This is a genomic window from bacterium (genome assembly GCA_029210545.1).
In the GTDB taxonomy this organism is placed as follows: Bacteria; BMS3Abin14; BMS3Abin14; order BMS3Abin14; family BMS3Abin14; genus JARGFV01.
The window spans coordinates 1-24,092 of record JARGFV010000002.1; the positions used below are offsets into that span (position 1 = coordinate 1).

A 24,092-nucleotide genomic window follows, 5' to 3' on the forward strand; every position below is an offset into this window, starting at 1 on the left:
TAAGGAAAGGGAAAACGACGCTTTTCCCTTTCCGTGGAGCGAAAAGTCCCGGATTGGACTTTTTGCGACTCTATCAAGAATGATCGAATAATTTCAATCTCGACTGGACCGATCCGGACGGCCGATCGAGGGGCAACCTCGTCAGGAAGACGCTGGTAGACCCCGCAGGGGGGTCATCCAATATGCAGGCCCTTTACACCTAACTTCCCCAGTGTCAGAGACCCTGGGGAAATTCAAAACCCAAAACCTGGAACTCCGGCCTTCGGCCGGCATGCAACTTCCACGCCATTTCTTTCTTTTCACTCGAACGTGTGCTAGTCTTTCAGCATGCATTCCTGGTTTGCTGGCTGGATGAGAGGCGGCTTGTGCATCGGTTTTGCGCTGCTGGTTCCCGGGATGATGACCCTGTCCATTCCGGCTGCTACCGCCGCCGCCCCCGAAGTTGAGATGACCGGATTTACCATCCTTCAGGAGACCGACTCCGGCAGGTGGGAGATCGAGTCCGCAAAGGCCCGGTATGATGGCGCCGGTGACGTCCTTCTGACAGGAGTTACGGCGACCCTGAAGAGCCCCCAGGGATCTGTCCTGGAGGTTGTCAGCGACCGGGGCCGTTTCGAATCGGACCGGCTGCTTCTGCACCTGGAGGGCAACGTGGGGGTCACGAGCGCCCTGGGGGCGAGCTTCGAGGCGCCCCGTGTCCGCTGGGACGGATCAGGTTCCGTTCTCGACGCCGACGGGGGAGTGAGGCTGACGAGGGGGCCGCTGCGGGTGACGGGCAGCTCCGTACGGTACGTGGTGAGCACGGGTACGGCTTTCCTGGGCGGTGGAGTGAAGTCCGTGTGGAGCGAAGGGAGTCTCCGACATTGAGGTACCTTAAAGTTTCCCGGTTGTTCTCAGCGTTGTTCCTTTTATTGTTCCTGACGATCCCTGCCTGGTCCGCGAACGGTGGTGTGGAGGTCGCCTCCGACAACCTTCGCCTCGAGGAACGCTCCGGAATCGTCAATTTCGAGGGGAATGTCCATGTCCGCCTTACCGATGCGGCTCTCACCTGCGATCTCCTCACGGTCAGGACTTCAAAGGATGACCCCTCCACTGTCAGGGCGGGGGAAGCGTCCGGAAACGTTGTCCTCCAGAGGGGTGGCGATCGTGTCGAAGCAGGGAAAGCGGCCTTCGATCTTGAAAAAGGGACGGTGGAACTGACCGGCAGCCCTCGTCTGGTCAGGACCGGTTCGACCATTACCGCCGGGAGGATCACCTATTCCCTGGAGGACGGGACGGCCAGCTTCGAGGGGCCTGTGAATGCGGTCTTTACATCCCCGGGGGACCGGTGAGGATGAGCACTCTCAGCGCGAGGAACCTGACGAAATCGTACCGCGGACGGACAGTGGTCAAGGATGTTTCGATCACTCTCTCCCCGGGGGAGGTCGTGGGACTTCTGGGCCCCAACGGAGCCGGGAAGACCACGACCTTTTACATGATATCGGGCCTTGTGCAGCCAAGCGGCGGTGCCGTTTACCTCGATGATACGGCTATCACATCCTGGCCCATTCACCGCCGGGCCAGGGCCGGGATCGGTTACCTTCCCCAGGAGGCCTCCATCTTCCGGGGGATGACGGTGGACGACAACCTTCTCGCCGTGATGGAAGCGGTCCGGGTGCCGGGACCCGACCGGGAAGGCCGCCTGGCTGAACTCAAGGAATCCATGGGGCTGACCCACCTGTCCAGGACCCTTGGAGGCTCCCTGTCGGGCGGTGAGCGCCGCCGGGCGGAGATCGCCAGGGCTCTCGTTCCCGAACCGTCGTTCCTGCTCCTTGATGAGCCGTTTGCGGGGATCGACCCCATCACCGTGATGGAGCTTCAAAAGCTTATCGGCGCTCTCAGGGAAGATGGGTTGGGTATCCTGATAACGGACCACAACGTCCGGGAGACACTGGGCACCACGGACCGGGCGTATATCCTGGCTTCCGGGGTCATCCTCGAGGAGGGTCCCCCTGAACAGATCATCGGAAGCGAGAAGGTAAGGAAGACGTATCTGGGGGAGGAGTTCAAGTTGTAAAAGCCGTGACTGGTAACTCGTGACTCGTGACTGGTTCAACTGGTTCAACCTCGAATCACGAATAACAAATCGCGAATTACGGATTTTTCAAACCGGACGGGAAGTGTGTGAGTGGACCTTAAGACTCAACTCCTGATGAAGCAGACGCAGCAGCTGGTGATGACGCCCCAGCTGCAGCAGGCTATCCGTCTGCTCCAGCTGTCCCGGATGGAACTGGTTGAAATGGTTCAGCAGGAGATGCTGGAAAACCCTGTCCTCGATGAATATGCCCTCCCCGACAACGAGAACGAGGTCTCCATCGATCGCCCGGACGGTCCCGAAACACCTCCTGAGAACAGTTCGGACAAGGAAAACGAGATAGATATCTCCTCCATTCCACAGGATGTCGCGGAATGGGAGTCGTACCTGGAGTCCAATCAGAGCCTGCCTTACCATGTGCGGGAAGAGCAGGAACGGCCCCCCATCGAGGCCATGATCACGCGCCCCGCCACTCTTCACGAGCACCTCCGCTGGCAGCTTCAGATGACCCGTCTGACCGAGCCTGAGGTCACCGCCGGGGAGGCCATCATAGGCCACCTGGACGACAACGGCTATCTGGTCAGCCCTATCGACGAGATCCTCGACCCCCTGGGCCCGGAAGTGGCTGAGGCGGGCGCGCGGGTCCTGTCGGTGATCCAGGAGTTCGACCCGGCGGGTGTTGGAGCGAAGGACCTGTCTGAGTGTCTCCTGATCCAGATCAGACAGGCAGGGTTGGAGGGGAGCCTCGTCGAAAAGATCATCCGTCAGCACCTCGACAACGTGGCCCGGGGTGATGTGGACAGGATCGTGCGTGAAACCGGTGAGCCCCGGTCGGACGTGCTGCAGGCTGTGGCGTTTCTCAAGGAACTCGAACCGAAACCCGGCCGGCCTTTCGGGGGCTCGGAATCGATCTACGTAACGCCGGACGCCTACCTGTTCAAATTGGGCGGGGAGTGGACCATTACCCTCAACGATGACGGGATGCCGAAACTCCAGATCAACAGCTACTACAGGGAACTCATGAAATTTGGAGCCAAGTTGAAGCCGGAGGAAAGGGAGTTCCTCCTCGAAAAGATCAGGTCCGCGTCGTGGCTTATCAAGAGTATCGACCAGAGGCAGCGGACCATCTATCGTGTTACGAAGAGTATCCTGGAAAAGCAGCTGAATTTCTTCGAAAGAGGGATCCGGTATCTCAAGCCCATGGTGCTCAGGGATGTGGCCGATGACATCGGTGTTCACGAATCAACGGTGAGCCGTGTCACGACCCAAAAATACCTCCACTGTCCCCAGGGTTTATTCGAGCTCAAGTTCTTCTTTAACCCGGGCATCCAGACCCTCTCCGGGGAGATGCTCGCCTCCGAGAGTGTGCGGGCCAAGATCCGGGATGTCGTGTCCGTCGAGGACAACGGAAAACCTCTCAGCGACCAGGCCATCTCGGAGATGCTCAGGCTTGAAGGGATCGATATCGCACGCAGGACAGTGGCGAAATACAGGGAAGCAATGAATATCCTCCCGTCGTCCAGGAGGAAGAAACTGACGTGATCACGCTCATCAGCTGCCTGCCATGGGGGCAGGGTTGACTTTGATTTTTTTCTGTGTTTACGTCCATTTATTTCGGAGGGAGGTTCGATAACAATGCAGATCGAGGTATCCTTCAAGCAGATGGAACAAAGCGAACCGTTGAGGGAATACATCACCGATAAGCTCGAGAAGGTCCTCAAAACCCTCTCGGAACCGATCAGCGCGCAATCAGTACTTCAGGTGGAAAAATACAGGCATATCGCGAAGGTCACCATCCACGCCAACGGTATCATCATCAAGGGCAAGGAAGAGACGAACGATATGTACAGCTCCATCGACCTCGTCCTCGACAAGCTGGACCGCCAGGTCAGAAAGTACAAGGAGAAGATCAGCCGCCACGGCGACAGGGAGGCTGTCAGGGAGTACCGGGCGAGCCATTCCGTTATTCCCGAAGAGGTTGTTGACGCGGGAACCGCCGAGGTCATCAAACACAAGGAGATCATTCTCAAACCCATGACCGTCGATGAGGCCATCATGCAGATGGAACTCATGAACAAGAGCTTCCTGCTTTTCAACAACTCCAGGACGGGATTGTTGAGCGTGATCTACATCCGGGACGACGGTCATTTCGGCATAATCCAGCCACAGGCAGAAGGGTAGAGTGGAATACCATATGAAGATAGTCGATTTTCTGACTTTCAGCGATGTCATATCCGACCTGCGGGCCACCACGCGGGAAGGGGTCTTGCGGGAGATGGTCGATCACCTGAAGGAAGCCGGGAAGATAACAGACAGCAACAGGCTCGTGGAGATACTCCTCGATCGGGAGATGCTCGGAAACACCGGTATCGGTTATGGAGTTGCCATCCCCCACGGCCGTCTGGAGGGCCTCAAGGATATCCTCCTCGTTTTCGGAAAATCCGTCGACGGGATCGAGTTCGATGCCCACGACGGCCAACCGGTCAACCTGTTTTTCCTCCTTGTCGCACCCGAGGATTCGGCGGGCCTGCATTTGAAAGCCCTGGCAAGGATTTCGCGCATCGTCAAGAACCCTGAATGCCGCAAGGCCCTTCTGGAAAGCGGGGACAGCGAGTCCCTCTTCCAGGTTATCCAGGCTGAGGACGAGCGGCACTGATAGAAAAAAGGGTCGGATGATCAGTATCCCAGTCCGCTGTCTATACGAACATACCATCGAAGATCTCGAACTCGAGATCCTCGCCGGTGGAAGGGGAATGGACCGGGCTATCCGGATTCCCCGGATCCAGAAGCCGGGGCTTGCCCTTGCCGGGTTCCTTGACCAACTCCACCGTGACAGGGTTCAGATCCTGGGGCAGACAGAGCTTTCCTACCTCGAGACTCTCGAAGGAGGGATCGCCGACCGGCGCCTTGAGGACCTGTGCAGTGCAGGGGTTTCCTGCGTCATCATCGCAAAAAAACTCAAGGCGCCCGATTCCCTGATAAGGCTTTGCGATCAGCACGGCGTCCCCCTTTTCCGCAGCCCTGAAGTCACCTCTCTCCTCATCCGCAGGGTTACCACCTATCTTGAGGACATTCTCGCGCCCGAGACCTCTGTCCACGGTTGCCTCGTGGACGTCTACGGCGTGGGGATCCTTCTCATCGGAAAGAGCGGGATCGGCAAGAGCGAATGCGCCCTGGGACTTGTAGAGCGCGGTCACAGGCTGGTGGGTGACGATGTGGTCGTCATCAGGAGGAAGGTTCCGGGGACCCTTTTCGGCAGCGCCGCCGATCTCATCAAGTATCACATGGAGATCCGCGGGCTTGGGATCATCAACATCAAGGACCTTTTCGGCGTCAGTTCCATCCGTCAGAACAAGAAGATCGAACTGGTGGTCGAACTGGTGGAATGGCTCCAGGATCTGAAAGTCGAGCGTCTCGGCCTGGACGAACACACCTACTCCATCCTTGATGTGAATATCCCGTACCTGATGATCCCTGTGCGGCCGGCACGGGATCTGACCCTGATCATCGAGGTCGCTGCCCGAAACCTTCTGCTTAAACGCATGGGGTATAATGCCGCCAGGGAGTTCGACAACACTCTTTACCAGAGGATGTCTGACCGGTCCCGAACCCTTGACAAGCCTGACCTGGAATCGGTCGAGTGAACAAAAAACGGTTTCTCATCATTTCCGGGTATTCCGGCTCGGGAAAAACCACCGTGCTTCGTACTCTCGAAGACATCGGGTATTACACGGTGGACAACCTGCCGGTGGGTCTGCTGCCCTCCTTCGTCCACCTGGCGGGCACCGCGAACTTCTCCATCGGGCACGCTGCCATGGTCATGGATATCAGGGGGAAGGACTCGGTTGTCCGGTATCCCCAGGTGATCCGGTCCCTCAAGGACGCCGGATACGATATCTCGGTTGTTTTCCTCGAAGCGTCCATCGACAGTTTGCAGAAACGTTTCAGCGAAACGAGGAGGGTCCATCCCCTGGACCCCTCCATGCCCCTGGGAGAGGCGCTGGAACAAGAGCGGGAGATACTCGAACCCCTCAGACAACTGGCTGACGTTCATCTCGACACGACCGATTTCGGAATCCACGATCTTCGAAAACTTGTTCGCGACCGGTTCGGTACCTCCACAGACAGGGAAAGGATGCTGCTCTCCTTCGTTTCCTTCGGGTACAAGAACGGGATTCCCAAGGAAGCGGACATGGTGATCGACGTCCGTTTCCTGGCTAACCCCTATTTCGTGGAGAGGCTCAAGGATATGGATGGACGAGACCCTGAAGTGAGGGAATTCGTCGAAAGTGCCGAGGGAGCGGGTGAGTTCGTTGACCGTCTTCGCTCCTTTCTTGAATTTCTGCTGCCCCTTTACATCGCCGAGGGCAGGGGGTATCTCACCGTGGCTATCGGCTGCACGGGTGGGCGCCACCGGTCGGTGGCCATCGTGGAAGGATTGTCAGGGTATTTCAGGGACCGGGGGCCGATCTGGGTCCAGGTCCGCCATCGCGATCTGCCGGAGGGTTGAGTGTTATGGAGGAAGGTTTTGGCGTTGTCATCGTGACCCATGGAGACCTGGGAGACTCTCTTCTTGCCACCTGTCGCATGATCACCGGCGAAAGGCCGGGGATCTCCTCGGTGGCGGTACGTGCAGGGGATGAGGTCGAGGAGATCCAGACCCGGATCGCGGCTGCCATCGGGGAGGTGAGAGGGAACAAGGGCGTCATCCTTCTCGTGGACATGTTCGGAGGCACACCGTCCAACATCAGCCTTTCGTTCCTCGGTGAGAAGGATGTGGAGGTGGTGACGGGTGTCAACCTTCCCATGCTGACCAAGTTAAGGGGGCTTCCTCCCGAACTTACCCTGAGGGAGACAGCCGCCAGCCTCAGGGATTACGGGAGGGAACACATCAAGGTTGCCACGGAATATCTTGCCGGGGACTGATCATGCCCATTGTTCTTGCCAGGGTCGATGACCGTCTCCTGCACGGCCAGATCGTGGAGAGTTGGGCGCCTCACGTGCGCGCCGACGCCATCGTCGTCGTCAGCGACACGGTGTGCGTCGACAAGGGCCGCTGCAGGCTCATGGAACTCATCGCTCCGGAAAATATTGAACTTTGCGTGATACCGGCCAGCGGACTCGGGGAGGTCCTGACACGCTTCCCCCGTGCCAATATCCTCCTGCTCTTCGCCGACCTTGAGGGGATCCTTGAAGTTCTCGAAACGGGTGTCGCGCTGGACCACGTCAACGTCGGGAACCTCCATCATCTCAGAGGTGGAATTGAGGTTACCCCTTCTGTGTTTCTGAACCGTAAGGACCTGGGAGCGGTGCGGTGTCTGGCGGACAGGGGGATCGCAGTCGAGGCAAGGGAAGTGCCGGACGGACGGTCTTTCGATATCGTGGATTATCTCAATGAGAATGGGGAGGGATGTTGATGGGGATCGCGGGCAGCGTCGTACTTTCGGCTCTGCTGGCCGGCATCATCAGTATCGACCGCAGCGCTTTCGGCCAGTTCCAGATCTCGAGGCCGCTTGTGGCTGCGCCGATCATGGGTTTTGTTCTCGGGTGCCCCGCTGAAGGTGCCCTCATCGGTCTCGCCTACGAACTCCTGTTCCTCAGGTCCCTCCCTGTGGGCTCTTTCATCCCAGCCCACCCGCTGTTCCCATCCCTGGTGAGCGTTCTTCTCGTGGGGACCTACAGCGGTCCGGAATCCGGAACGGCTCTCATCGGACCTGCCATCCTCTTCGGTCTGCCCGCCACCGCTCTTGATCAGGCGGTCAACGTCCTGTGGCGCCGCAGTAACGAAGGGACCTTCTACCGGGCAGAGTCGTACGTCCGGTTGGGCAGGGAAAAACTTGCCGAGCGGGCCCATCTTTTCGCGCTGGCGCGGGCCGGTGTGTTTCACGCCGTCGCCTTCCTCCTGTCGGGCGGGATCATCGTGCCCCTCTTCGGGGCGGTCATGGGGGAGTTCAAGAACCTGGCCGGGCTGCTGGCGGTGGTGGCGGTGGTCCCTTTCCTGACAGGGCTTGCCGGACTTGCCGCCGACAGGACGGATCGGCGGGGATGGCTGGGGTTCGCCTCGGGCCTGGCCGTGGGGATCGGTACCGGCGTCTGGAGGATGCTGGCATGAGCTTTTCGCGTCGCGACCGTCTGCGTCTCCTGTTTCGCTCCTTCGCCCTCCAGGGGTCGTGGAACTTCCCGCGGATGCAGGGACTGGGGTTTCTGTACGCCATCGCGCCCTGGCTGCGTAAGGCCGCGGGTAAGGACGCCAGGAGCGTTTTCAGACTTCATCTGGGGTATTTCAACACGAACCCCTACATGGCCACATATGTCCTGGGTGTGGTGGCCCGGCTGGAAGAAGAGGGGCGGGGTGAGGAGAGCGTCCAGATGCGCACCAACCTGATGGGCCCCCTGGGGGCCATTGGAGACGGGCTTTACTGGGCGAGTTTCAGACCACTGTGCCTGCTCTCGGCCCTGCTTATCGCCACTGTCCGGGTTGAGGCCGCCCCGGTGTTCTTTATTATCGCGTACAATGCCGTCCACATCGCCGACCGCTGGTTCTACCTGAATTTCGGGTACGAAAAGGCTCACGAGGCCATCAAGGGGGCCCTCTCCCTCAAGGATCGATCCGTGGGCCGGGTCTCCCGGATACTCATCACACCCCTGGCAGGGTTCCTCCTTGGTTTTACCGTTTTTGCAACCGGGACCCCGGGCATAGCCCTGCTGGTCTTTGCCTCCGCCTTCATCCTGTACCGCAGGAAGTGGAGAACGCCCGTGGTCCTGGCCGTGATACTCTTCCTTGCCATCGTCCTGGGTTTTTTCGGCGCCCGAACGTCGGTCCCATGGTCCGTGTAGATGTCATCATATCCAACGAACTCGGCCTACACGCCCGGGCCGCGGCCAGGTTCGTTGAGGCGGCAGCCCGTTTCACATGCGAAGTGTGGCTCTCCAAGGACGGCCACAAGGTCAACGGCAAAAGTATCATGGGGATCCTGACCCTGGCAGCCGCCCGGGGCGAGAAGGTGACGATCGAGGTCGAGGGAGTAAACGAGACCATGGCCCTTGCTGAGCTCAAGGTCCTCATTGAGGGAGGGTTCGGGGAGAAAAGGTAAACGGTTCACAGTTCACAGTTCACAGTTCACAGTTCACAGTTTATAATTCAAAGTTTATAGTTTACAGTTGACAGTGAACCGTGAGCCAAAAACTGTAAACCGATTACCGTAAACCGTAAACTTCAACTCTTGCCCTGCAATGCTTGTTCTGATATTTAGGGAAGCTCCGCGACAATATCAATCCATTCCATGATTCAAAGGAGTATGACATGAGTATGACCGATTTTCTGTTCACCTCGGAGTCGGTGACCGAGGGACATCCTGACAAGGTCTGCGATCAGATATCCGACGCTATCCTCGATTCCATCATCAAGGACGATCCCGCCTGCCGTGTGGCCTGCGAGACCCTGGCCACCACCGGTCTCGTGGTCGTTGCCGGTGAGATCACGACCAACGTTTATGTCGAGATACCGGATGTCGTCCGCGCCGTTATCCGTGACATCGGGTATGACAGCTCCGACATGGGGTTCGACTGGGAGTCCTGCGGAGTCCTTACCTCTATCCACAAGCAGTCCCCGGATATCGCCATGGGTGTCGATCCGGGAGGAGCCGGTGACCAGGGTCTTATGTTCGGTTACGCCTGCACCGAGACCGACGTCCTCATGCCCATGCCCATCGTGTTCGCCCACCAGCTCACCAGGAAACTGACCCGGACCCGCAAGGACGGTGTCCTGGATTTCCTCCGGCCTGACGGCAAATCCCAGGTCACCATCGAATACAACGGGGACACCCCGGTCCGCATTGACGCCGTCGTCGTGTCGTCCCAGCACAAGCCGGACGCCACCGAGGCACGGATCCGGGAAGGGATCATCGAGGAGGTCATCAAGCCGACCCTTCCCGCCGGGATGCTGGACGAGAAGACCAAGTACTTTGTCAACCCCACGGGCCGTTTCGTCATGGGGGGGCCCATGGGAGACACCGGGGTCACGGGACGAAAGATCATCGTGGACACCTACGGCGGCCAGGGAAGCCACGGGGGCGGATGTTTTTCCGGCAAGGATCCATCGAAGGTGGACAGGTCGGCCTCCTACATGGCCAGGTACATCGCCAAGAACATCGTCGCCGCGGAACTTGCCGACAGGTGCGAGGTCCAGTTGGCCTATGCCATCGGTGTCGCCGACCCGGTCTCGGTGATGATCAACTCCTTCGGCACCTCCAGGGTCTCCCCCGACAGGATCGCCGCAGCGGTCCGGGAGGTTTTTCCCCTCCGACCCAGGGAGATCATCGAGGCTCTCGACCTTCTCAGGCCCATCTACACCCTGACCGCCGCCTACGGCCACTTCGGCCGGCAGGAACCGGAGTTCACCTGGGAAAGGATCGACAAGGTCGATGAGCTGAAGTCGGCGGCGGGGGCGTAGGACGGATATGAAATACGATATCAGGGACAAGAACCTGGCCGATGGCGGGCGACTGCGGATCGAGTGGGCTGCCCAGAGCATGCCCGTGCTGGCCCTTATCGAGGAGCGTTTCCGGGCCCAGCGGCCGCTGGAAGGTGTGCGCATGGCCGCGTGTCTCCATGTGACCACGGAAACAGCCCAGCTCATGAAGACCCTTAATGCCGGCGGGGCCGAGGTATCCCTTTGCGCCTCGAACCCCCTGAGCACCCAGGACGACGTGGCAGCCTCCCTGGTGGTCCACGACCGGATCCCGGTGTTCGCCATCAAGGGCGAGGACAACGACACCTACTATTCCCATATCCAGGCTGTTCTGGATACCAGGCCCCAGGTTACCATGGACGACGGTGCCGACCTGGTGTCGGTACTCCATTCGGAGCGCACCGAACTCCTGGAGAACCTCATCGGCGGCACCGAGGAGACCACCACTGGCGTGATCCGCCTCAAGGCCATGGCCGCGGAAGGCGTCCTGAAGTACCCCATCATCGCGGTCAACGACGCCGACACCAAGCACCTTTTCGACAACCGGTACGGGACCGGCCAGAGCACTCTGGACGGGATCATCAGGGCCACGAACCGCCTGGTGGCCGGGTCCAACTTCGTGGTCGTGGGCTACGGCTGGTGCGGTCGGGGACTCGCCATGAGGGCCCAGGGCATGGGCGCCAGGGTGGTCGTCACCGAGATCGATCCGGTCAGGGCCCTGGAGGCTCTCATGGACGGGTACGCCGTCATGCCCATGGAACATGCAGCCCCCATCGGCGATTTCTTCTGCACCGTTACCGGGAACATCCACGTCATCCGCAAGGAGCACTTCCAGGCCATGAAGGACGGCGCCATCGTGTCCAACTCGGGGCACTTCAACGTTGAACTGGACCTGGACGGGCTCGAGGAGATTACAAGCCGGAAGAGGGAGATGAGGCCGTTCACCGTGGAGCACACCCTGGCGAACGGCACGCGGATCTACGTCCTGGGGGAGGGGAGGCTCATCAACCTCGCCGCCGCCGAGGGCCACCCGTCCAGCGTTATGGACATGAGCTTCGCCAACCAGGCCCTTTCCGCCGAGCACATGGTAAAGAAGGGGAAGAACCTGGAAAACGCCGTCTATCCGGTACCGACCGAGATGGACCACGAGATCGCCCGCCTCAAGCTCAAAGCCGTGGGCGCCGAGATCGACACCCTGACGGAAGAGCAGGTGAAGTACCTGAACTCGTGGGAGATGGGGACCTGACAAACAAGGCCCTCGATGGGCCTTGTTTGTTGGTGCTAGGTACTAAGAGCTAAGGAAATACAAGGGCCCGCGAAAGCGGGCCTTTTTATTTGTTTTTTGTTCAGCTTTTTCCAATCACCATTTTCAGGTCACTCGTTCCTGTGTTTTCCCCTGCGGCTCCCTGCGACGCAGCCGGGGATGGCTGGCCTGCGGCCCTCTGCGTTAGAGCTTTTGATCGTTGAGATTGCCGCGTCGCTCACGATCAACTCCCCGCTCCTCGCAATGACAACCTGGGGTGTTTTCCTCTTGGATTTTGGATCTTGGATCTTGGATTTTAGATTTCCCGGATTTTGGATCGTTCCCCTTTGAGATCTGAGATTTGAGATTGAATTCTGCCTACTGCCTACTGCCTACTGCCTACTGACTACTTTCTATTAATGCAGTCTAGGATGCCTCAACAGCGCCAGGGCCGCGAGTCCGAGGACCAGGAACAGTACCTGGGCGGACCATGCGGCCACGGGGGGGGAGATCACCCCGGCGTGGCCGAGGGAGAGGGACAGGGAAAACAGGGTCCAGTAAACCAGGGCCAGCATGATGCTCAAGCCCGTTCCCAGTGGGACCCCGCCCCGGACAGGTACCGCGAAACTTACCGGAAGGGCGATCACCGTAAAGATGAGGGAGATGACCGCGGCCGAAAGCTTCTGATAGAGGCTGACCTGGTAGGTGATGTGGGGCAGTCCGGCGGCCTTGAGGTTCTCGATGTAGTCAGCCAGTTGAGCCAGGCCCATCTCCTCAGGTCTCCGGCGGACCTGGTAAAACTCTTCGGGTGTGATGTGCACCGGGATCCTCTGGTCGATGAGGGTCCGGGTGTCGGTGACATGACCGTTGATGAACCTTCTTGAAACCATTTTTTCCGCGATCCACGATCCGTTCTCCCAACGAGCCAGTTCCGAATCCATGCGAAGGTTCAACTGTCGCAGTCCATTCCCCTCGAACTGGAGGACCGTGGGCTCCACCAGGACCGTTCCCCTCTCCTGTACGGCGCTGATGTGGATGACGCGGTTCCCTTCCAGGAGCCAGATGCGCCGATCCCCCACGACCGAGGCGCCGGGGCCCTTCTTTTTGCTCACGATATCCCGGCTGACGCGGTTAGCGCCCGGGGCCAGCGACTCTGTCAGATAGAAGGAGCCGATGCTCACACCGATAGCGGCCGCAAGGATGGGAGCGCTCATCCGTATCCCACCGATCCCGGTGGCGAACATGGCTGTCATCTCACCCGTCCTTTTCAGTCCCGTCAGGGTGAGAAGCGTGGCCAGGAGGCATGCGATGGGGGACATCTCGTAAAGGATATTCGGGATCATCAGTGCGAAATGAAGAGCGATGGCAGCCGGGGCGATCCCACGCCGGATGTAATCCCAGACGGTGAAGGACGCGTCAGATGCGAGGTACGCCGCCATGAGAACGACCAGGGCCGGGAAAAAAGTCAGGAGCCACCGCCTGATGATGTACCTGTTCAGGCGGCTCATATCTGTCCCCTCTGCCGGCAGTACCAGCCCGATGCGTGGGTGAACCAGTAGGGGAGGAACACCGCCCCGCCGGCCAGGATCAGGAAAATGTCCGGGAACCAGGCACCGATGGACCCCGGTACCCAACCCTGGTAGGCCAGGGTCGAACCCACAGAAGACAGGAAAAAACTCAGGATGAAAAGGAGCAGGCTGACCGTGAACGCCGCGGCTTTCCCGCGTTTTCGCAGAGTCACGGCGGCCGGGAAGACCACGAAGGGATACAGAAGGATGGTGACCGGAAAGGCCAGGCGCCGATGTAGCTCGATGGCGTACATGGCCTCCTTTTTACCACCCTTGCCGGGTTCCATTCCCGCAAGGCCGCTTCTGAGTTCCCTGTTTGAGGAGGCCATGAGGAGCTTCCGGGTTCTCAATTCCGGCTCGGCGGGATTGCCGGCGATCCTGGAGATCAGCTTCCGAAAGGAGCCTGAACGGTACTCTGCCTTTGCCGATCCGACGGGGTGGATCGTTCCGTCTGTGAGTTCCACGACGATGTCGCTGTCACCGGCGGCAGGGGACCGGACCTGACCGGTCCTGGCGAGGATCATCTCTCCGGACTCACCCTCCGCCAGGTCGCTTCGCACCATGACAAGCCCGTCGATCTGACCGGTCTCCCTGTCGAACCCTCCCACAAGCAGCAGTGTGCCCGGGATCCCGTTGTAGAACATCCCCGGTTTAAGATCGTTGACGAAGCTTTGTCTGGCGAGGTCCGAAAGCCGTTCGTTGTAGACCTGAAAACTGGCAGGCCCTGCGTGGGCGGTGACGAACCAGGCGATAAGAAATGTCAAGAGTGAGGCGCCCAGGAAAGGGGGCATCAACCGGACGGGAGAGACGCCGGTGGCCATGACGGCCACGATCTCACGGTCCTGCTTCATCTGTTCCAGGGTCCAGATCATGGCCATGAGAAAAGCCAGGGGGACGGTGTACGTCAGCAGGGGAGGGGACATGACCAGGAAAGTGATGACGAAATCCTTCAGGCTTTTTGCGGTAGGGGCCAGCTGTTCGACCTGCCTTGAGGCCTGGTCCATGAGGAGAAGGACGGTGAATACGGCAAGAGCCGCCACGAAGGTGGAAGTGAACTTGCCGAGGATGTAGCGGTAAAGTCTAAGGGGCAAAATTACATCTCACATTTTGGCAGCGTATCGGAAAACCGTGATCACGCCGAAGGCGTGACCAGATAATGTTTGCCGGAAGATAATATTTTCCAACAAACGATGACCAGGAGCCTGTGGCCTGTTTGCCAGACAGGTAGGGATGTTCTCCGACAGGCTCCTGATAAAATATCAAAATTCCGGGAAGAAAAAACAGTTAATGTGAACCTAACATATTTAAAGGGTTGTACCATCTTGACAAAAAAATGCGGCGAGCGGCCGCTCGCCGCATTTTTTTGTTACCTTTCAGGTACTTCGGTTGACTCAAAACGATGGGAATGGTAGTTTTGGTGCATGAGCTTTTCACAAGGGGGACGATTGCAGCATGGCTGACAGAGTGGTTATCGTAAGGGAGGGCGTGCACCTTCTCAGCCTTCCGTTCACTTCCATCGATGAAATTCTCGGAACCGAAAGGATCGTTTCTCTTGCGGACCTGCCTGAAGACGCTGCCCCGGAGGGTGCCGACGATCCCCATTGGGTTCATACCAGGGGGGAGTGGCTGCCCCTGGCCATGTTCCTGCCCGATTCCGTAGTGACGGACCGCTCCCAGATCGTTATTGTCCGCTGGGGTCAGACAGGGCGTGCCTACATCGTCGACCAGGTCCTGGGGATCGAGTCCCTGGGCAGGATGATCCAGTTCCCCGAGGCGGCGATTCCTTTCACGGATATTCCCTTCGCGGGTGTACGGCTGTGGAAGGGCCGCCCCGTATTGGAACTTGACCTTTCACGTCTGATTTCATTAGATTTAGGGGGCCGTCAGGATGGGTGATACGAGGATGATCACCTTCGCCCTCGGGAGACATCGCTTTGCCATCCCCATCGAGGATATCAGGGAGGTCATCAACATCGAATCAGTGGTACCGGTCCCTGGTGGAAGGAGGCCCCTGGAAGGGATCATTCCTTACCGGGATAACGCGGTCCTCCCGGTTTTTTCACTCCTCGATCTCCTGGGTCACGAACATGAAGAGAAGAGCAATCTGGTGGTCGTGACCGGCACCCGGGACACCCCTGTCGGTTTCAGGGTGAGACAGATGGGGGGCGTGATGGCCAGCGTGGCCGAGGACAAGATCGTGGCCTATGACGGGGCTCTTGGTGGCGGTGGGAAAGCTGTGTCCGGCGTCCTGATAAAGCCGGGAGGGGAACATATACTCCTCAGCATGAAACACGTGTTCGCATTCTGAATCCAGGCGCTTTCAAGGGTCCGGGAACCTGATCGGGAACCCCTGGCAGGCTTATGGATATCGTTTACAGGAAGGTGTTATACCCCCGTGATGAAAAACTGGTGACATTCAGGCTGTTAAAACCCGAAACCATTGTCCGTATTGATTTTTTGGGTTTTTCTTCACCCGGCACCGCGGAGCTTGACGTGTCATGGCGATCCCGGGACGTCCGACAAACTTCACCGGCTGCGTGTCAAGGCTTGAGACACGCTTCTGGTGGCCGAACCGTTCACCCCCGACGGGTCGCGATTTCCGGCATGGGGGGGAGGGAAAAAGATGAAAAGGATCCTTGTTGCTGACGACAGTGTCACCATCCAGAAGGTGATCGCCCTTACCTTTGCCGATGAACCGTTCGAGGTCCAGTCTGTTGGAACAGGGGCGGAAGCCCTGGAGTTCATGAAGAACTATACCCCTGACATTGTGCTGGCTGACGTGATCATGCCCCAGATGAACGGATATGAACTGTGCCGTGCCGTAAAACAGCAGGAAGAAACATCCCGGATTCCCGTACTGCTCCTCGCAGGCACTTTCGAGGCTTTCGACGAGGGGGAGGCCAGGTCTGTCGGCGCCGACGATTTCATCACGAAACCTTTTGAATCCGGTGAACTCATCGAAAAGGTCAAGGGGCTCCTCGGGCAAGGCCCGGCACCGGCGGCAGCGCCTCCCCGGGCGGAAACACCGGCGGTTGCCGCTGTCCCGACGCCTGCTCCACCAGCTTCTCCGGCAGTTGAAGCGGCTCCGCCCCGACCAGCCGTGGTGCCGGCGGCCCATGCCGCCGCCGCGCCGCCTCAGAATGCCGGGGGGCCCGAGCCGGACATCTGGGATATCCTGAGCGATGCGGGTGACGAGATCAAACCGCCGACAGCTGGTCCGCCGGCGGGGGGCAGCGCCGCCGGTTTCCCCGGGTTCGGTCCCATTGAGGATACCGGCGTCGTGGACGTCGGTAGTTTTGACGTCGGGTTGGACAGGCCCGAGTCGGCCCCGCCGGTCTCCGTTCCGGCACCTCCCATCCCGGAAGCTGCTCCGGCCGCAGTTACCGGAACTGTCCAGCCGCCTGGCCAGGCACCCGCTCCCCAGGAGACTGTTCCCCAGGAGCCTGTTCCCGTAGTCGTGGAACCGCCGTCCATGACCGGAGTCGAGGAAACGTTGGAAAGGAGCCGTGTCGAGGACAGGGAAAAAGATTTCTTCGGGTTCAGGAACGGCGCGGTGGAAGAGGTCTCCGGCGTGGATATCATGTCTGAAGCGATCGAAGAGGTCACCTTCGACATGGATGATGTCCCTGCAGCAGGCCCGGGAGCCTCGCCCGAAGCCTCCTTTGTCGTACCGGAACCGGCCTTCAACGAACCCCGGGCCGCAGGTGAGACCGAGGCACCCTCCACTCCGCCCGCACCGGCTCCGGGACCTCCGGAACCTGTTTCCATTGCCGCGGAGCCGTCATTCGAGCCCGCCCCTGAACCACCTTCGGTACCCGCTGCGGACCTGCGGGTGATGGACAGCCCTGAACCGGCTCCGGCGGCGGGACCCACGGTTCCCGTGATGCCCGAACCAGCGCCGGTTCCGTTACCTGAGCCCCCATTGGAGCTTGCGGCACCCGAGGCTGCCGAGGGAACCGGAGCTGTTGACGACGCCATGATCAGGAAGATCATTGAAGAGAAGGTCGAAAGGATCGCCTGGGAAGTTGTCCCCGAGATGGCCGAGGTGTTCATCAGGGAGGCCCTGGAGAAGATCAAGGGCGGATCCTGATAATCCAAACTTCGCAGGTACATCGTAATGAAGGGTGAAAAAGATCGGCCCAGCGAAGTTTGAATTATCATTCTGGTTCAAAAAAGCGGGATAACAAAAAGTGCCTTCCGACAAATTTCCCTATCAGCGTCACGAGGTTTTCCGACACACTGATAGCAGATACCAGAGGGCTGACGGGGAACCGGAAGCCCTTTGTTGTTATGGAGTACCCCGTGATCAGTGAACAGTGATTGGTGGTTAGTAGTAATGTATCTTGCCCATTATGGATTATTTATTTCGAATCATCGATAAATAATACCAATCACAAATCACTAATCACGAATCACCCAGCGAGGAACGCAAATGACCAAAGAGATGCCAAAGCACTTCGACCCCGCGTCATCCGAGACAAAATGGTACGCATTCTGGATGGAGAAGGGGTATTTTCATGCCGATGAGGGATCAGCGCGCCCGCCTTACAGCATCGTCATCCCTCCTCCCAACGTAACCGGTTCCCTGCACATGGGGCACGCCCTCAACAACACACTCCAGGACATCCTCGTCCGCTACCACCGGATGAATGGGTGCGAGGCGCTCTGGATGCCCGGCACGGACCATGCCGGGATCGCCACCCAGAACGTTGTGGAAAAAGAGCTGGACTCCCGGGGAACCGACCGGCATGCCCTCGGCCGTGAGAAATTCGTGGACAGGGTGTGGGAGTGGCGGGAAAAGTACGGCGGGGTCATCCTCCAGCAGCTCCACAGGCTGGGGTCCTCCTGCGACTGGGAACGGGAGCGGTTCACCATGGACGAGGGGCTGTCCCGGGCGGTCAGGGAAGTGTTCGTCAGGCTCCATGACGAGGGGCTCATCTACCAGGGAGATTACATTATCAACTGGTGTCCCCGTTGCCACACCGCCCTGTCCGACCTCGAGGTCGAGCACCATGACCGGAAGGGGAAGATGTACCACCTGCGTTATCCGTCCGTGGACGGGACGTCGGAGGTTGTGGTGGCGACTACGAGGCCGGAGACCATGCTGGGAGACACGGCCGTTGCGGTGAACCCGGCCGACGAACGGTACAAGGGGATGCTGGGCAAGAGCTTTCATCTGCCCATGACAAGGCGTGACATCCCCCTTATCGCGGACGACTACTGTGACATGGAGTTCGGGACCGGCGCCGTGAAGGTCACTCCGGCCCACGATTCCAACGATTTCGAGATCGGGGAACGTCACGACCTTCCCAATGTGTCCGTCATCTCCATGGAGGGCACCATGACCCACGAGGCCGGGGAACGTTACGAGGGCATGGACCGTTACGAGTGCCGCAGGATTCTCATCGATGATCTCGATAAAGGCGGGTTTCTCGTCAAGGTGGAAGATTATGAGCACGCCGTCGGCCAGTGCTACCGGTGTCAGACCGTCATCGAACCGATCATCTCGAGGCAGTGGTTCGTTCGTACGAAGGAACTGGCCAAACCGGCCATTGAAGCCGTCCAGGATGGGCGGATCAGGATTGTCCCCGCCAGTTGGGAGAAGACCTACTTCGAGTGGATGGTCAACATCCGTGACTGGTGCATTTCGAGGCAGATCTGGTGGGGACACAGGATCCCTGTCTGGTATTGCGGAGACTGCGGAAAGGTTGTCGTCCAGGTGGAGGAGCCCACGGCGTGCCCGGACTGTTCCAGCCCGGATCTGAGACAGGAAGAGGATGTCCTCGATACCTGGTTCTCTTCTGCCCTGTGGCCATTTTCCACTTTGGGTTGGCCCGACAGGACCCCTGCCCTGGAAAAGTTCTATCCAACAAGCTGCCTCGTGACCGGTTTCGACATCCTATTCTTCTGGGTGGCCCGGATGATCATGATGGGGATGAAGTTCATGGGAGACGTGCCGTTCAGGGAGGTTTACATCCACGCCCTGGTTCGGGACGCCGAAGGTCAGAAGATGAGCAAATCCCGGGGTAACGTCATCGATCCCCTTGTGATCATCGACGAGTACGGCGCTGACGCCTTCAGGTTCACCCTTGCCGCTTTCGCTGCAATGGGCAGGGATATCAAGCTTGCCGAGGACAGGATCGAGGGGTACCGCAACTTCATCAACAAGATATGGAACGCTTCCAGGCTGGTGCTCTCCTACCTTGAGGGCGTTACCCCGGACCAGCTGGCCGACCCGGATCCGCCGACGGAAGAGCACAACCGGTGGATAAGGAGCAGGCTGGCTGTGGTCACGGACCAGATCCGCGGTGCTGTAGAAGACTACCGGTTCAACGACGTGGCCAACACCCTGTACCAGTTCTTCTGGCACGAGTTCTGCGACTGGTACCTGGAACTGGCCAAACCCTCCCTGTACGGGGACCGGGGAGAGAGGGCACTCCTGGAGACCAGGGTCACCGCAGGCATGGTCCTGGAAAACTTCCTGAGGCTGCTTCATCCCGTCATGCCCTTTGTCACGGAGGAGATCTGGCAGAAGCTTCCCGTCGAGGGCGAGAGCATCATGACCGCGTCTTTCCCCGAGGCGAGGAGCGGGGATGCGGATGCCGAGGCGGACGAGAATATGGCGGTAGTCATGGATTTCATCACCGCTGTCAGGAATCTGAGGACCGAGTTGGGGATCCCTCCCGGCCGCATGGTCCGGGCCACCATCGTGTGCAGGGACCGCGGCATTGCCGGGATCCTGGAAGGTGCGGTCCCGGACATGACCCGGCTGGCCCGGCTCAGTGAGGTCCTGATCACCGAAGTGAGACCGGAACAGGACCCGGGGTCCGCAGCCGTGGTAAGGGGACAGGAAGTTCTCATCTCGGCCGAGGAAGAGATGGACAAGGATGCCGAGATCCAGAGGCTTACAAGGGAGTTGACAAAGGTGACCGGCGAACTTGCGAAGGTGGAGAAGAAGCTGGGCAACCCGCAGTTCGTCCAGAAAGCTCCCGAGGAAGTGGTGCTGAAAAACCGCGGTGTCCTGGAGGAGCTTCAAGCCCAGAAGGGCAAGCTGGAAGAGAACCTGGAGAGGCTCAATGATTAAGTTTCCACTGAATGTTCACCGCCTCATCGACCTTGCCGTGGAGGAGGACCTGGGGACGGGGGATGTCACAGGGAAGGCGATCCTGGACGAGAACGCTCAGGGGGAAGCGGTCATCCTGGCCAGGCAGGAGCTGGTGCTGTGCGGCCTTGACGTGGCTCGGGAGGTATACAGGCGGATCGGTGCGGGCGTGGTCCTCACTTCCTCCATATCCGAGGGGCAGACGGTCGGGCAAGGTGCTGTATTGGCCGAACTGACCGGCCCCGTCACGGTCCTCCTGACAGGGGAGAGGATCGCCCTGAACTTCCTCCAGCGCCTTTGTGGTATCGCCACCCTCGCGGGCCGCTACGCCGCCGCCGCCGGGGGAAGGACGACGATCCTGGACAGCCGGAAAACGGTGCCCGGCTGGCGCTGGCTGGACAAGATGGCAGTGAGGGTGGGTGGGTGTACCAACCACCGCATGGGTCTTTTCGACGGTATCCTCATCAAGGACAACCACATCGCGGCCAGCGGCGGCATCCCGGAGGCGCTTGCCCGGGCGAGGGAAAGGGCCCCCGCGGGGATGGAGATCGAGATCGAGGTCGAGGACCTGGACGGTGTCAGGGAAGCCATGGAAAACGGAGCTGACATCATCATGCTGGATAATTTCGATCCTCCAGACGTGGTCCGGGCGGTCCGGATCAACGCTGGCAAGGCGCGCCTGGAACTTTCAGGCGGGATAGACCTCACCAACCTCGGGGAGTACCTGGATGCTGCCGGGCTGGGTTCCGGCAGAGGCGTCGATTTTATCTCGATAGGTGCCCTGACACACTCGGCGCCGGCGGCCGATATCGCCATGGAGATAAGGTCCGGCAATCCGGCGGCCGAAAGACACGGAGACACGGGGACACGGGGACGCGGGGAATAAAGTGCGGGCGTATGTGAGCGTGGGAGCAGGGGAGAAGAGTCGAGGGGGCGACGGTGCTCCCTGGGCGTGTCACTGAGAGTCATAAAGTGAACAAGGCAGTTATAGCCGACCGGCGTCAGGTCTGGAATTTAACCACAGGGTACACCCTTCGACAGGCTCAGGACAGGCGGGGTGACACAGGGTAAGACTACAACCAGGGAAGGATTTGAAAAGAAACATGCGTAACATTGATGGACTCGCAAAAAGTCCATCAACGCACCCCGCGCGGGGTGCCCAAATCAATGACCCGCCCCCTAAGTCATTGATTTGTAAGGAAAGGGAAAACGACGCTTTTCCCTTTCCGTGGAGCGAAAAGTCCCGGACTGGACTTTTTGCGACTCTTTCAACATTGATCTACCCTGTGAAACCCTGTGGTGTGACCTGAAAAAAGGTCACGCTGTGGTTGAATGGTTTATCAGAATTCGACTGTTCGACCGGCGTCAGGACATGTAAGGTCGCCTCGGGAGCCAAAAGGCCATGATCCATCGCTTCGAGAGCCTGGGATCAACCAATGATCAACTCGTACGGATGGCGGAGGAAGGGGCACCGGAGTACACGGCGGTTCTGGCCGAAAGACAGACCCGGGGAAAGGGACGGGCCGACAGGGGCTGGTGGTCTCCCCCGGGGAACCTGTACCTTTCGGTCCTCCTCCGGCCCGGGATCAACGCCAGGCGGCTTCCGAGGGTATCCATCCTGGCGTCCCTGGCCCTTTTCCGGGCGATCGACGACAGGACCGGAACCGTTTCCCTTAAATGGCCCAATGACCTGCTCCTTGACGGCAGGAAATTGGCGGGCATCCTGCCGGCTGGCAGGATCGAGGGAGACAAGGTGGCCTGGGTCGTGACCGGGTTCGGTGTGAACGTGGTCAAACCGGAACAGGGTGTGCCCGGGGAACTGGAAGACCGGGTCGCTTTTCTCGATGAGATCGTCGAGACATCCCTTGACGACCTGGTTCACAGGATCATCGGCGAGTTCAAGGGCCTGGCCGGGTCTTTCGAGGGCCCGGCGTGGCAGAGGGCCCGGGAAGAATGGTCGCGCAGCGCCGTTTTCGGTCCTCACTATACACTGAGGGACGGTAAGAGGCGGATCGTTGGAACGCCCGTGGGCCTTGCCCATGACGGCGGGCTGGTCATGGAAACGGAGCAGGGAACGGTTACAGTTTATGCGGGGGAACTGGAAGAGAGTGCAGAGTGTAGAGTGTAGAGTGCAGAGCAGAGTGTAGAGCAGAGTGTAGAGTGTAGAGCAGAGTGCAGAGTGTAGAGTGTAGAGTTCAGAGTGCAGAGTTTATATGCTGAGGTTGCTGAGTTATTACCAGAGAATTACTTCCTCTGCACCCTGCACCCTGCACTTTACACTCTAAAGCAGGAGTGTCCGTTATGAAGGACTTGCTTTTATGTGTCGACGTCGGCAACACCCAGACTGTCCTGGGCATCTTCAGGGGGAAGGAGATCACTTCCCGCTGGAGGATCAGGTCCGACAGGGACCGCACCGCCGACGAGTACGGCCACCTCATCCGTGACCTGCTTCGGGGCGACGACATCGACGAGGCGGACCTTACCGGGATGTCGGTCAGTTCCGTTGTTCCGCCCGCCAGGCAGGCCCTCATGGAAATGGCGAAAACGACCTTTGGTATAGAACCCCTCATGGTGGGCCCGGGGATAAAGACAGGGATGCCGATCCTGTACGACAACCCACGGGAGGTCGGGGCGGACAGGATCGCCAACGCGGTCGCAGCCTACGAGCGTTTCGGAAGAGACCTTATCGTCATCGATTTCGGCACAGCCATCACCTTCGACGTCATCACCGCGGCCGGCCAGTACCAGGGCGGGGTCATCTTCCCCGGAGTGCAGATCAGCCTTGACGCCCTTTTCCTGAAAGCGGCCAGGCTGCCCAGGGTCGAGCTGGAAAAGCCTGCCAGGGTGGTAGGACGGGACACAACAAGCAGCATCCAGTCCGGGATCGTCAACGGATATGCCGGACTCGTGGACAGCCTCGTGGGCAGGATCGCGGCGGAGTGCGGTACAAAGCCCCTCGTTGTGGCCACGGGCGGACTGTCCGGGATCATCGCTTCGGAAACAACCACCATCACCGAGATCCTCCCGGATCTCACACTGGAGGGTTTGAAGATCCTGTGGGAGAGGAACAGATAGAAGGTAAAAGTGAAAAGGGGCAAGGGGAAAGGGGAAAGTGAAAAGGGAGGAGGGAGAGACCGTATGTGCGTAAAGCGTGTGGGCGTCAGATCTTTCGCACGTACGCACGTACGCTTCACTCACACACGGTTTTTCCCGGGATTTTCCCTTTCCACCCTGAAATCTTGATTGATTCTATTTTTGAGATTTTGGGGATAAAAAAACCTTGTTGGCAACCGGCTTCGCAGGATGTGGGTGAGCGGTGGTCTTTATGGGCTTAATCAGGTCATTCGCAAGGTCCTGACCCAGTCACCGCGAGATGATGGTCACGAGTCATACACAGTGGATATTGACGCGACAGCTATCGAGGCGGGCAAGAAGTTGGCGCGCATGACGTACAAGGGATTTCGCGGCTACACACGGAATCCGGACGCGTCCGGATTCCGTGTTCCTGAGCCTGCCTGCCGCAGGCAGGGGGGAACCATACCCGAAATCCGGCCCAAACCAATCTCGGATTTCGGGTTTCCACTTTCACCTTGTCCCTTTATTTTTCCGATGGTAACCTTGCTCTGTTTATTTGG

The 24,092-nt window shown here is 59.1% G+C and carries 24 protein-coding genes; 22 read left to right on the forward strand and 2 right to left on the reverse strand.

Annotated elements, in window-relative coordinates; all coding sequences use genetic code 11:
- Positions 1 to 363 precede the first annotated feature (363 nt).
- The 15 genes from lptC (at position 364) to ahcY (ending at position 11,790) form a co-directional block, all read left to right on the forward strand.
- Positions 364 to 867, forward strand: a complete 504-nt coding sequence (gene lptC, locus P1S46_00350) for an LPS export ABC transporter periplasmic protein LptC (GenBank protein ID MDF1534936.1) — start codon at positions 364 to 366, stop codon at positions 865 to 867.
- Positions 864 to 1,331 (forward strand): LptA/OstA family protein, encoded by a 468-nt coding sequence (locus tag P1S46_00355; protein MDF1534937.1) that lies wholly within the window; start codon positions 864 to 866, stop codon positions 1,329 to 1,331. The genes lptC and P1S46_00355 overlap by 4 nt, the downstream gene beginning before the upstream one ends.
- A gap of 2 nt (positions 1,332 to 1,333) precedes the next feature.
- On the forward strand, positions 1,334 to 2,056 hold the full coding sequence (lptB, locus tag P1S46_00360) for an LPS export ABC transporter ATP-binding protein (protein ID MDF1534938.1): 723 nt from the start codon (positions 1,334 to 1,336) through the stop codon (positions 2,054 to 2,056).
- 111 nt (positions 2,057 to 2,167) lie between these two features.
- Positions 2,168 to 3,616 (forward strand): RNA polymerase factor sigma-54, encoded by a 1,449-nt coding sequence (rpoN, locus tag P1S46_00365; GenBank protein MDF1534939.1) that lies wholly within the window; start codon positions 2,168 to 2,170, stop codon positions 3,614 to 3,616.
- A gap of 93 nt (positions 3,617 to 3,709) precedes the next feature.
- Positions 3,710 to 4,255, forward strand: coding sequence for a ribosome-associated translation inhibitor RaiA (gene raiA, locus P1S46_00370; protein ID MDF1534940.1), 546 nt, complete (start codon positions 3,710 to 3,712; stop codon positions 4,253 to 4,255).
- Between the two features lie 13 nt (positions 4,256 to 4,268).
- Positions 4,269 to 4,730 carry a PTS sugar transporter subunit IIA gene (locus tag P1S46_00375; GenBank protein ID MDF1534941.1) on the forward strand — a complete coding sequence of 154 codons (462 nt, stop codon included), beginning with the start codon at positions 4,269 to 4,271 and terminating at the stop codon, positions 4,728 to 4,730.
- Positions 4,731 to 4,746: 16 nt separating this feature from the next.
- Positions 4,747 to 5,718, forward strand: a complete 972-nt coding sequence (gene hprK / locus P1S46_00380; GenBank protein MDF1534942.1) for an HPr(Ser) kinase/phosphatase — start codon at positions 4,747 to 4,749, stop codon at positions 5,716 to 5,718.
- Positions 5,715 to 6,584, forward strand: a complete 870-nt coding sequence (gene rapZ / locus P1S46_00385; protein ID MDF1534943.1) for an RNase adapter RapZ — start codon at positions 5,715 to 5,717, stop codon at positions 6,582 to 6,584. Before hprK ends, rapZ begins: the two co-directional genes overlap by 4 nt.
- 5 nt (positions 6,585 to 6,589) lie before the next feature.
- The gene (locus P1S46_00390; protein ID MDF1534944.1) at positions 6,590 to 7,000 is read left to right on the forward strand and encodes a hypothetical protein; all 411 of its coding nucleotides are present in this window, start codon (positions 6,590 to 6,592) and stop codon (positions 6,998 to 7,000) included.
- 2 nt (positions 7,001 to 7,002) lie between these two features.
- On the forward strand, positions 7,003 to 7,491 hold the full coding sequence (locus tag P1S46_00395; GenBank protein ID MDF1534945.1) for a PTS sugar transporter subunit IIB: 489 nt from the start codon (positions 7,003 to 7,005) through the stop codon (positions 7,489 to 7,491).
- Entirely contained in the window at positions 7,491 to 8,186 is a 696-nt protein-coding gene (locus tag P1S46_00400) for a PTS sugar transporter subunit IIC (protein MDF1534946.1), read from the forward strand. Before P1S46_00395 ends, P1S46_00400 begins: the two co-directional genes overlap by 1 nt.
- Positions 8,183 to 8,911, forward strand: coding sequence for a PTS system mannose/fructose/sorbose family transporter subunit IID (locus P1S46_00405; GenBank protein ID MDF1534947.1), 729 nt, complete (start codon positions 8,183 to 8,185; stop codon positions 8,909 to 8,911). The genes P1S46_00400 and P1S46_00405 overlap by 4 nt, the downstream gene beginning before the upstream one ends.
- Positions 8,899 to 9,168: an HPr family phosphocarrier protein gene (locus tag P1S46_00410; GenBank protein ID MDF1534948.1), complete on the forward strand. Its 270-nt coding sequence runs from the start codon at positions 8,899 to 8,901 to the stop codon at positions 9,166 to 9,168. The genes P1S46_00405 and P1S46_00410 overlap by 13 nt, the downstream gene beginning before the upstream one ends.
- 209 nt (positions 9,169 to 9,377) lie before the next feature.
- Positions 9,378 to 10,526, forward strand: coding sequence for a methionine adenosyltransferase (gene metK, locus P1S46_00415; protein ID MDF1534949.1), 1,149 nt, complete (start codon positions 9,378 to 9,380; stop codon positions 10,524 to 10,526).
- 7 nt (positions 10,527 to 10,533) lie between these two features.
- Complete coding sequence (gene ahcY / locus P1S46_00420) at positions 10,534 to 11,790, forward strand: adenosylhomocysteinase (GenBank protein MDF1534950.1); 1,257 nt, start codon at positions 10,534 to 10,536, stop codon at positions 11,788 to 11,790.
- Between the two features lie 413 nt (positions 11,791 to 12,203).
- Here the strand turns inward: ahcY and P1S46_00425 are convergent, their stop codons facing one another.
- Together P1S46_00425 and P1S46_00430 are read right to left on the reverse strand one after the other, a co-directional pair.
- Entirely contained in the window at positions 12,204 to 13,295 is a 1,092-nt protein-coding gene (locus P1S46_00425; protein MDF1534951.1) for an LptF/LptG family permease, read from the reverse strand.
- Entirely contained in the window at positions 13,292 to 14,446 is a 1,155-nt protein-coding gene (locus P1S46_00430) for an LptF/LptG family permease (protein MDF1534952.1), read from the reverse strand. The genes P1S46_00425 and P1S46_00430 overlap by 4 nt, the downstream gene beginning before the upstream one ends.
- A 361-nt stretch (positions 14,447 to 14,807) precedes the next feature.
- Here P1S46_00430 and P1S46_00435 point away from each other — a divergent pair, with 361 nt between their 5' ends.
- The 7 genes from P1S46_00435 to P1S46_00465 all read left to right on the forward strand — a co-directional run bounded on the left by P1S46_00435 (position 14,808) and on the right by P1S46_00465 (position 23,532).
- A complete protein-coding gene (locus P1S46_00435; GenBank protein MDF1534953.1) occupies positions 14,808 to 15,251 on the forward strand; it encodes a hypothetical protein in 444 nt (147 codons plus the stop codon).
- A complete protein-coding gene (locus P1S46_00440; GenBank protein MDF1534954.1) occupies positions 15,244 to 15,663 on the forward strand; it encodes a chemotaxis protein CheW in 420 nt (139 codons plus the stop codon). The genes P1S46_00435 and P1S46_00440 overlap by 8 nt, the downstream gene beginning before the upstream one ends.
- 315 nt (positions 15,664 to 15,978) lie before the next feature.
- Positions 15,979 to 17,445, forward strand: a complete 1,467-nt coding sequence (locus tag P1S46_00445; GenBank protein MDF1534955.1) for a response regulator — start codon at positions 15,979 to 15,981, stop codon at positions 17,443 to 17,445.
- A 342-nt stretch (positions 17,446 to 17,787) separates the two neighbouring features.
- Positions 17,788 to 20,439 carry a valine--tRNA ligase gene (locus P1S46_00450; GenBank protein MDF1534956.1) on the forward strand — a complete coding sequence of 884 codons (2,652 nt, stop codon included), beginning with the start codon at positions 17,788 to 17,790 and terminating at the stop codon, positions 20,437 to 20,439.
- A complete protein-coding gene (nadC, locus tag P1S46_00455; GenBank protein ID MDF1534957.1) occupies positions 20,432 to 21,343 on the forward strand; it encodes a carboxylating nicotinate-nucleotide diphosphorylase in 912 nt (303 codons plus the stop codon). Before P1S46_00450 ends, nadC begins: the two co-directional genes overlap by 8 nt.
- A 516-nt stretch (positions 21,344 to 21,859) precedes the next feature.
- A complete protein-coding gene (locus tag P1S46_00460; GenBank protein MDF1534958.1) occupies positions 21,860 to 22,585 on the forward strand; it encodes a biotin--[acetyl-CoA-carboxylase] ligase in 726 nt (241 codons plus the stop codon).
- Between the two features lie 182 nt (positions 22,586 to 22,767).
- On the forward strand, positions 22,768 to 23,532 hold the full coding sequence (locus P1S46_00465) for a type III pantothenate kinase (GenBank protein MDF1534959.1): 765 nt from the start codon (positions 22,768 to 22,770) through the stop codon (positions 23,530 to 23,532).
- The last annotated feature ends 560 nt before the right edge of the window (positions 23,533 to 24,092 follow it).

What these genes read in the sequence shown, in the direction of transcription:
- P1S46_00390 (MDF1534944.1), top strand. Translation starts at nt 6,590, where the DNA reads ATGGAGGAAGGTTTTGGCGTTGTCATCGTGACCCATGGAGACCTGGGA.
- P1S46_00435 (MDF1534953.1), top strand. Translation starts at nt 14,808, where the DNA reads ATGGCTGACAGAGTGGTTATCGTAAGGGAGGGCGTGCACCTTCTCAGC.
- lptB (MDF1534938.1), top strand. Translation starts at nt 1,334, where the DNA reads ATGAGCACTCTCAGCGCGAGGAACCTGACGAAATCGTACCGCGGACGG.
- ahcY (MDF1534950.1), top strand. Translation starts at nt 10,534, where the DNA reads ATGAAATACGATATCAGGGACAAGAACCTGGCCGATGGCGGGCGACTG.
- P1S46_00440 (MDF1534954.1), top strand. Translation starts at nt 15,244, where the DNA reads ATGGGTGATACGAGGATGATCACCTTCGCCCTCGGGAGACATCGCTTT.
- metK (MDF1534949.1), top strand. Translation starts at nt 9,378, where the DNA reads ATGAGTATGACCGATTTTCTGTTCACCTCGGAGTCGGTGACCGAGGGA.
- P1S46_00395 (MDF1534945.1), top strand. Translation starts at nt 7,003, where the DNA reads ATGCCCATTGTTCTTGCCAGGGTCGATGACCGTCTCCTGCACGGCCAG.
- P1S46_00410 (MDF1534948.1), top strand. Translation starts at nt 8,899, where the DNA reads ATGGTCCGTGTAGATGTCATCATATCCAACGAACTCGGCCTACACGCC.
- P1S46_00375 (MDF1534941.1), top strand. Translation starts at nt 4,269, where the DNA reads ATGAAGATAGTCGATTTTCTGACTTTCAGCGATGTCATATCCGACCTG.
- P1S46_00425 (MDF1534951.1), bottom strand. Translation starts at nt 13,295, where the DNA reads ATGAGCCGCCTGAACAGGTACATCATCAGGCGGTGGCTCCTGACTTTT.
- P1S46_00460 (MDF1534958.1), top strand. Translation starts at nt 21,860, where the DNA reads ATGATCCATCGCTTCGAGAGCCTGGGATCAACCAATGATCAACTCGTA.
- raiA (MDF1534940.1), top strand. Translation starts at nt 3,710, where the DNA reads ATGCAGATCGAGGTATCCTTCAAGCAGATGGAACAAAGCGAACCGTTG.
- nadC (MDF1534957.1), top strand. Translation starts at nt 20,432, where the DNA reads ATGATTAAGTTTCCACTGAATGTTCACCGCCTCATCGACCTTGCCGTG.
- P1S46_00450 (MDF1534956.1), top strand. Translation starts at nt 17,788, where the DNA reads ATGACCAAAGAGATGCCAAAGCACTTCGACCCCGCGTCATCCGAGACA.
- hprK (MDF1534942.1), top strand. Translation starts at nt 4,747, where the DNA reads ATGATCAGTATCCCAGTCCGCTGTCTATACGAACATACCATCGAAGAT.
- P1S46_00400 (MDF1534946.1), top strand. Translation starts at nt 7,491, where the DNA reads ATGGGGATCGCGGGCAGCGTCGTACTTTCGGCTCTGCTGGCCGGCATC.
- P1S46_00405 (MDF1534947.1), top strand. Translation starts at nt 8,183, where the DNA reads ATGAGCTTTTCGCGTCGCGACCGTCTGCGTCTCCTGTTTCGCTCCTTC.
- P1S46_00445 (MDF1534955.1), top strand. Translation starts at nt 15,979, where the DNA reads ATGAAAAGGATCCTTGTTGCTGACGACAGTGTCACCATCCAGAAGGTG.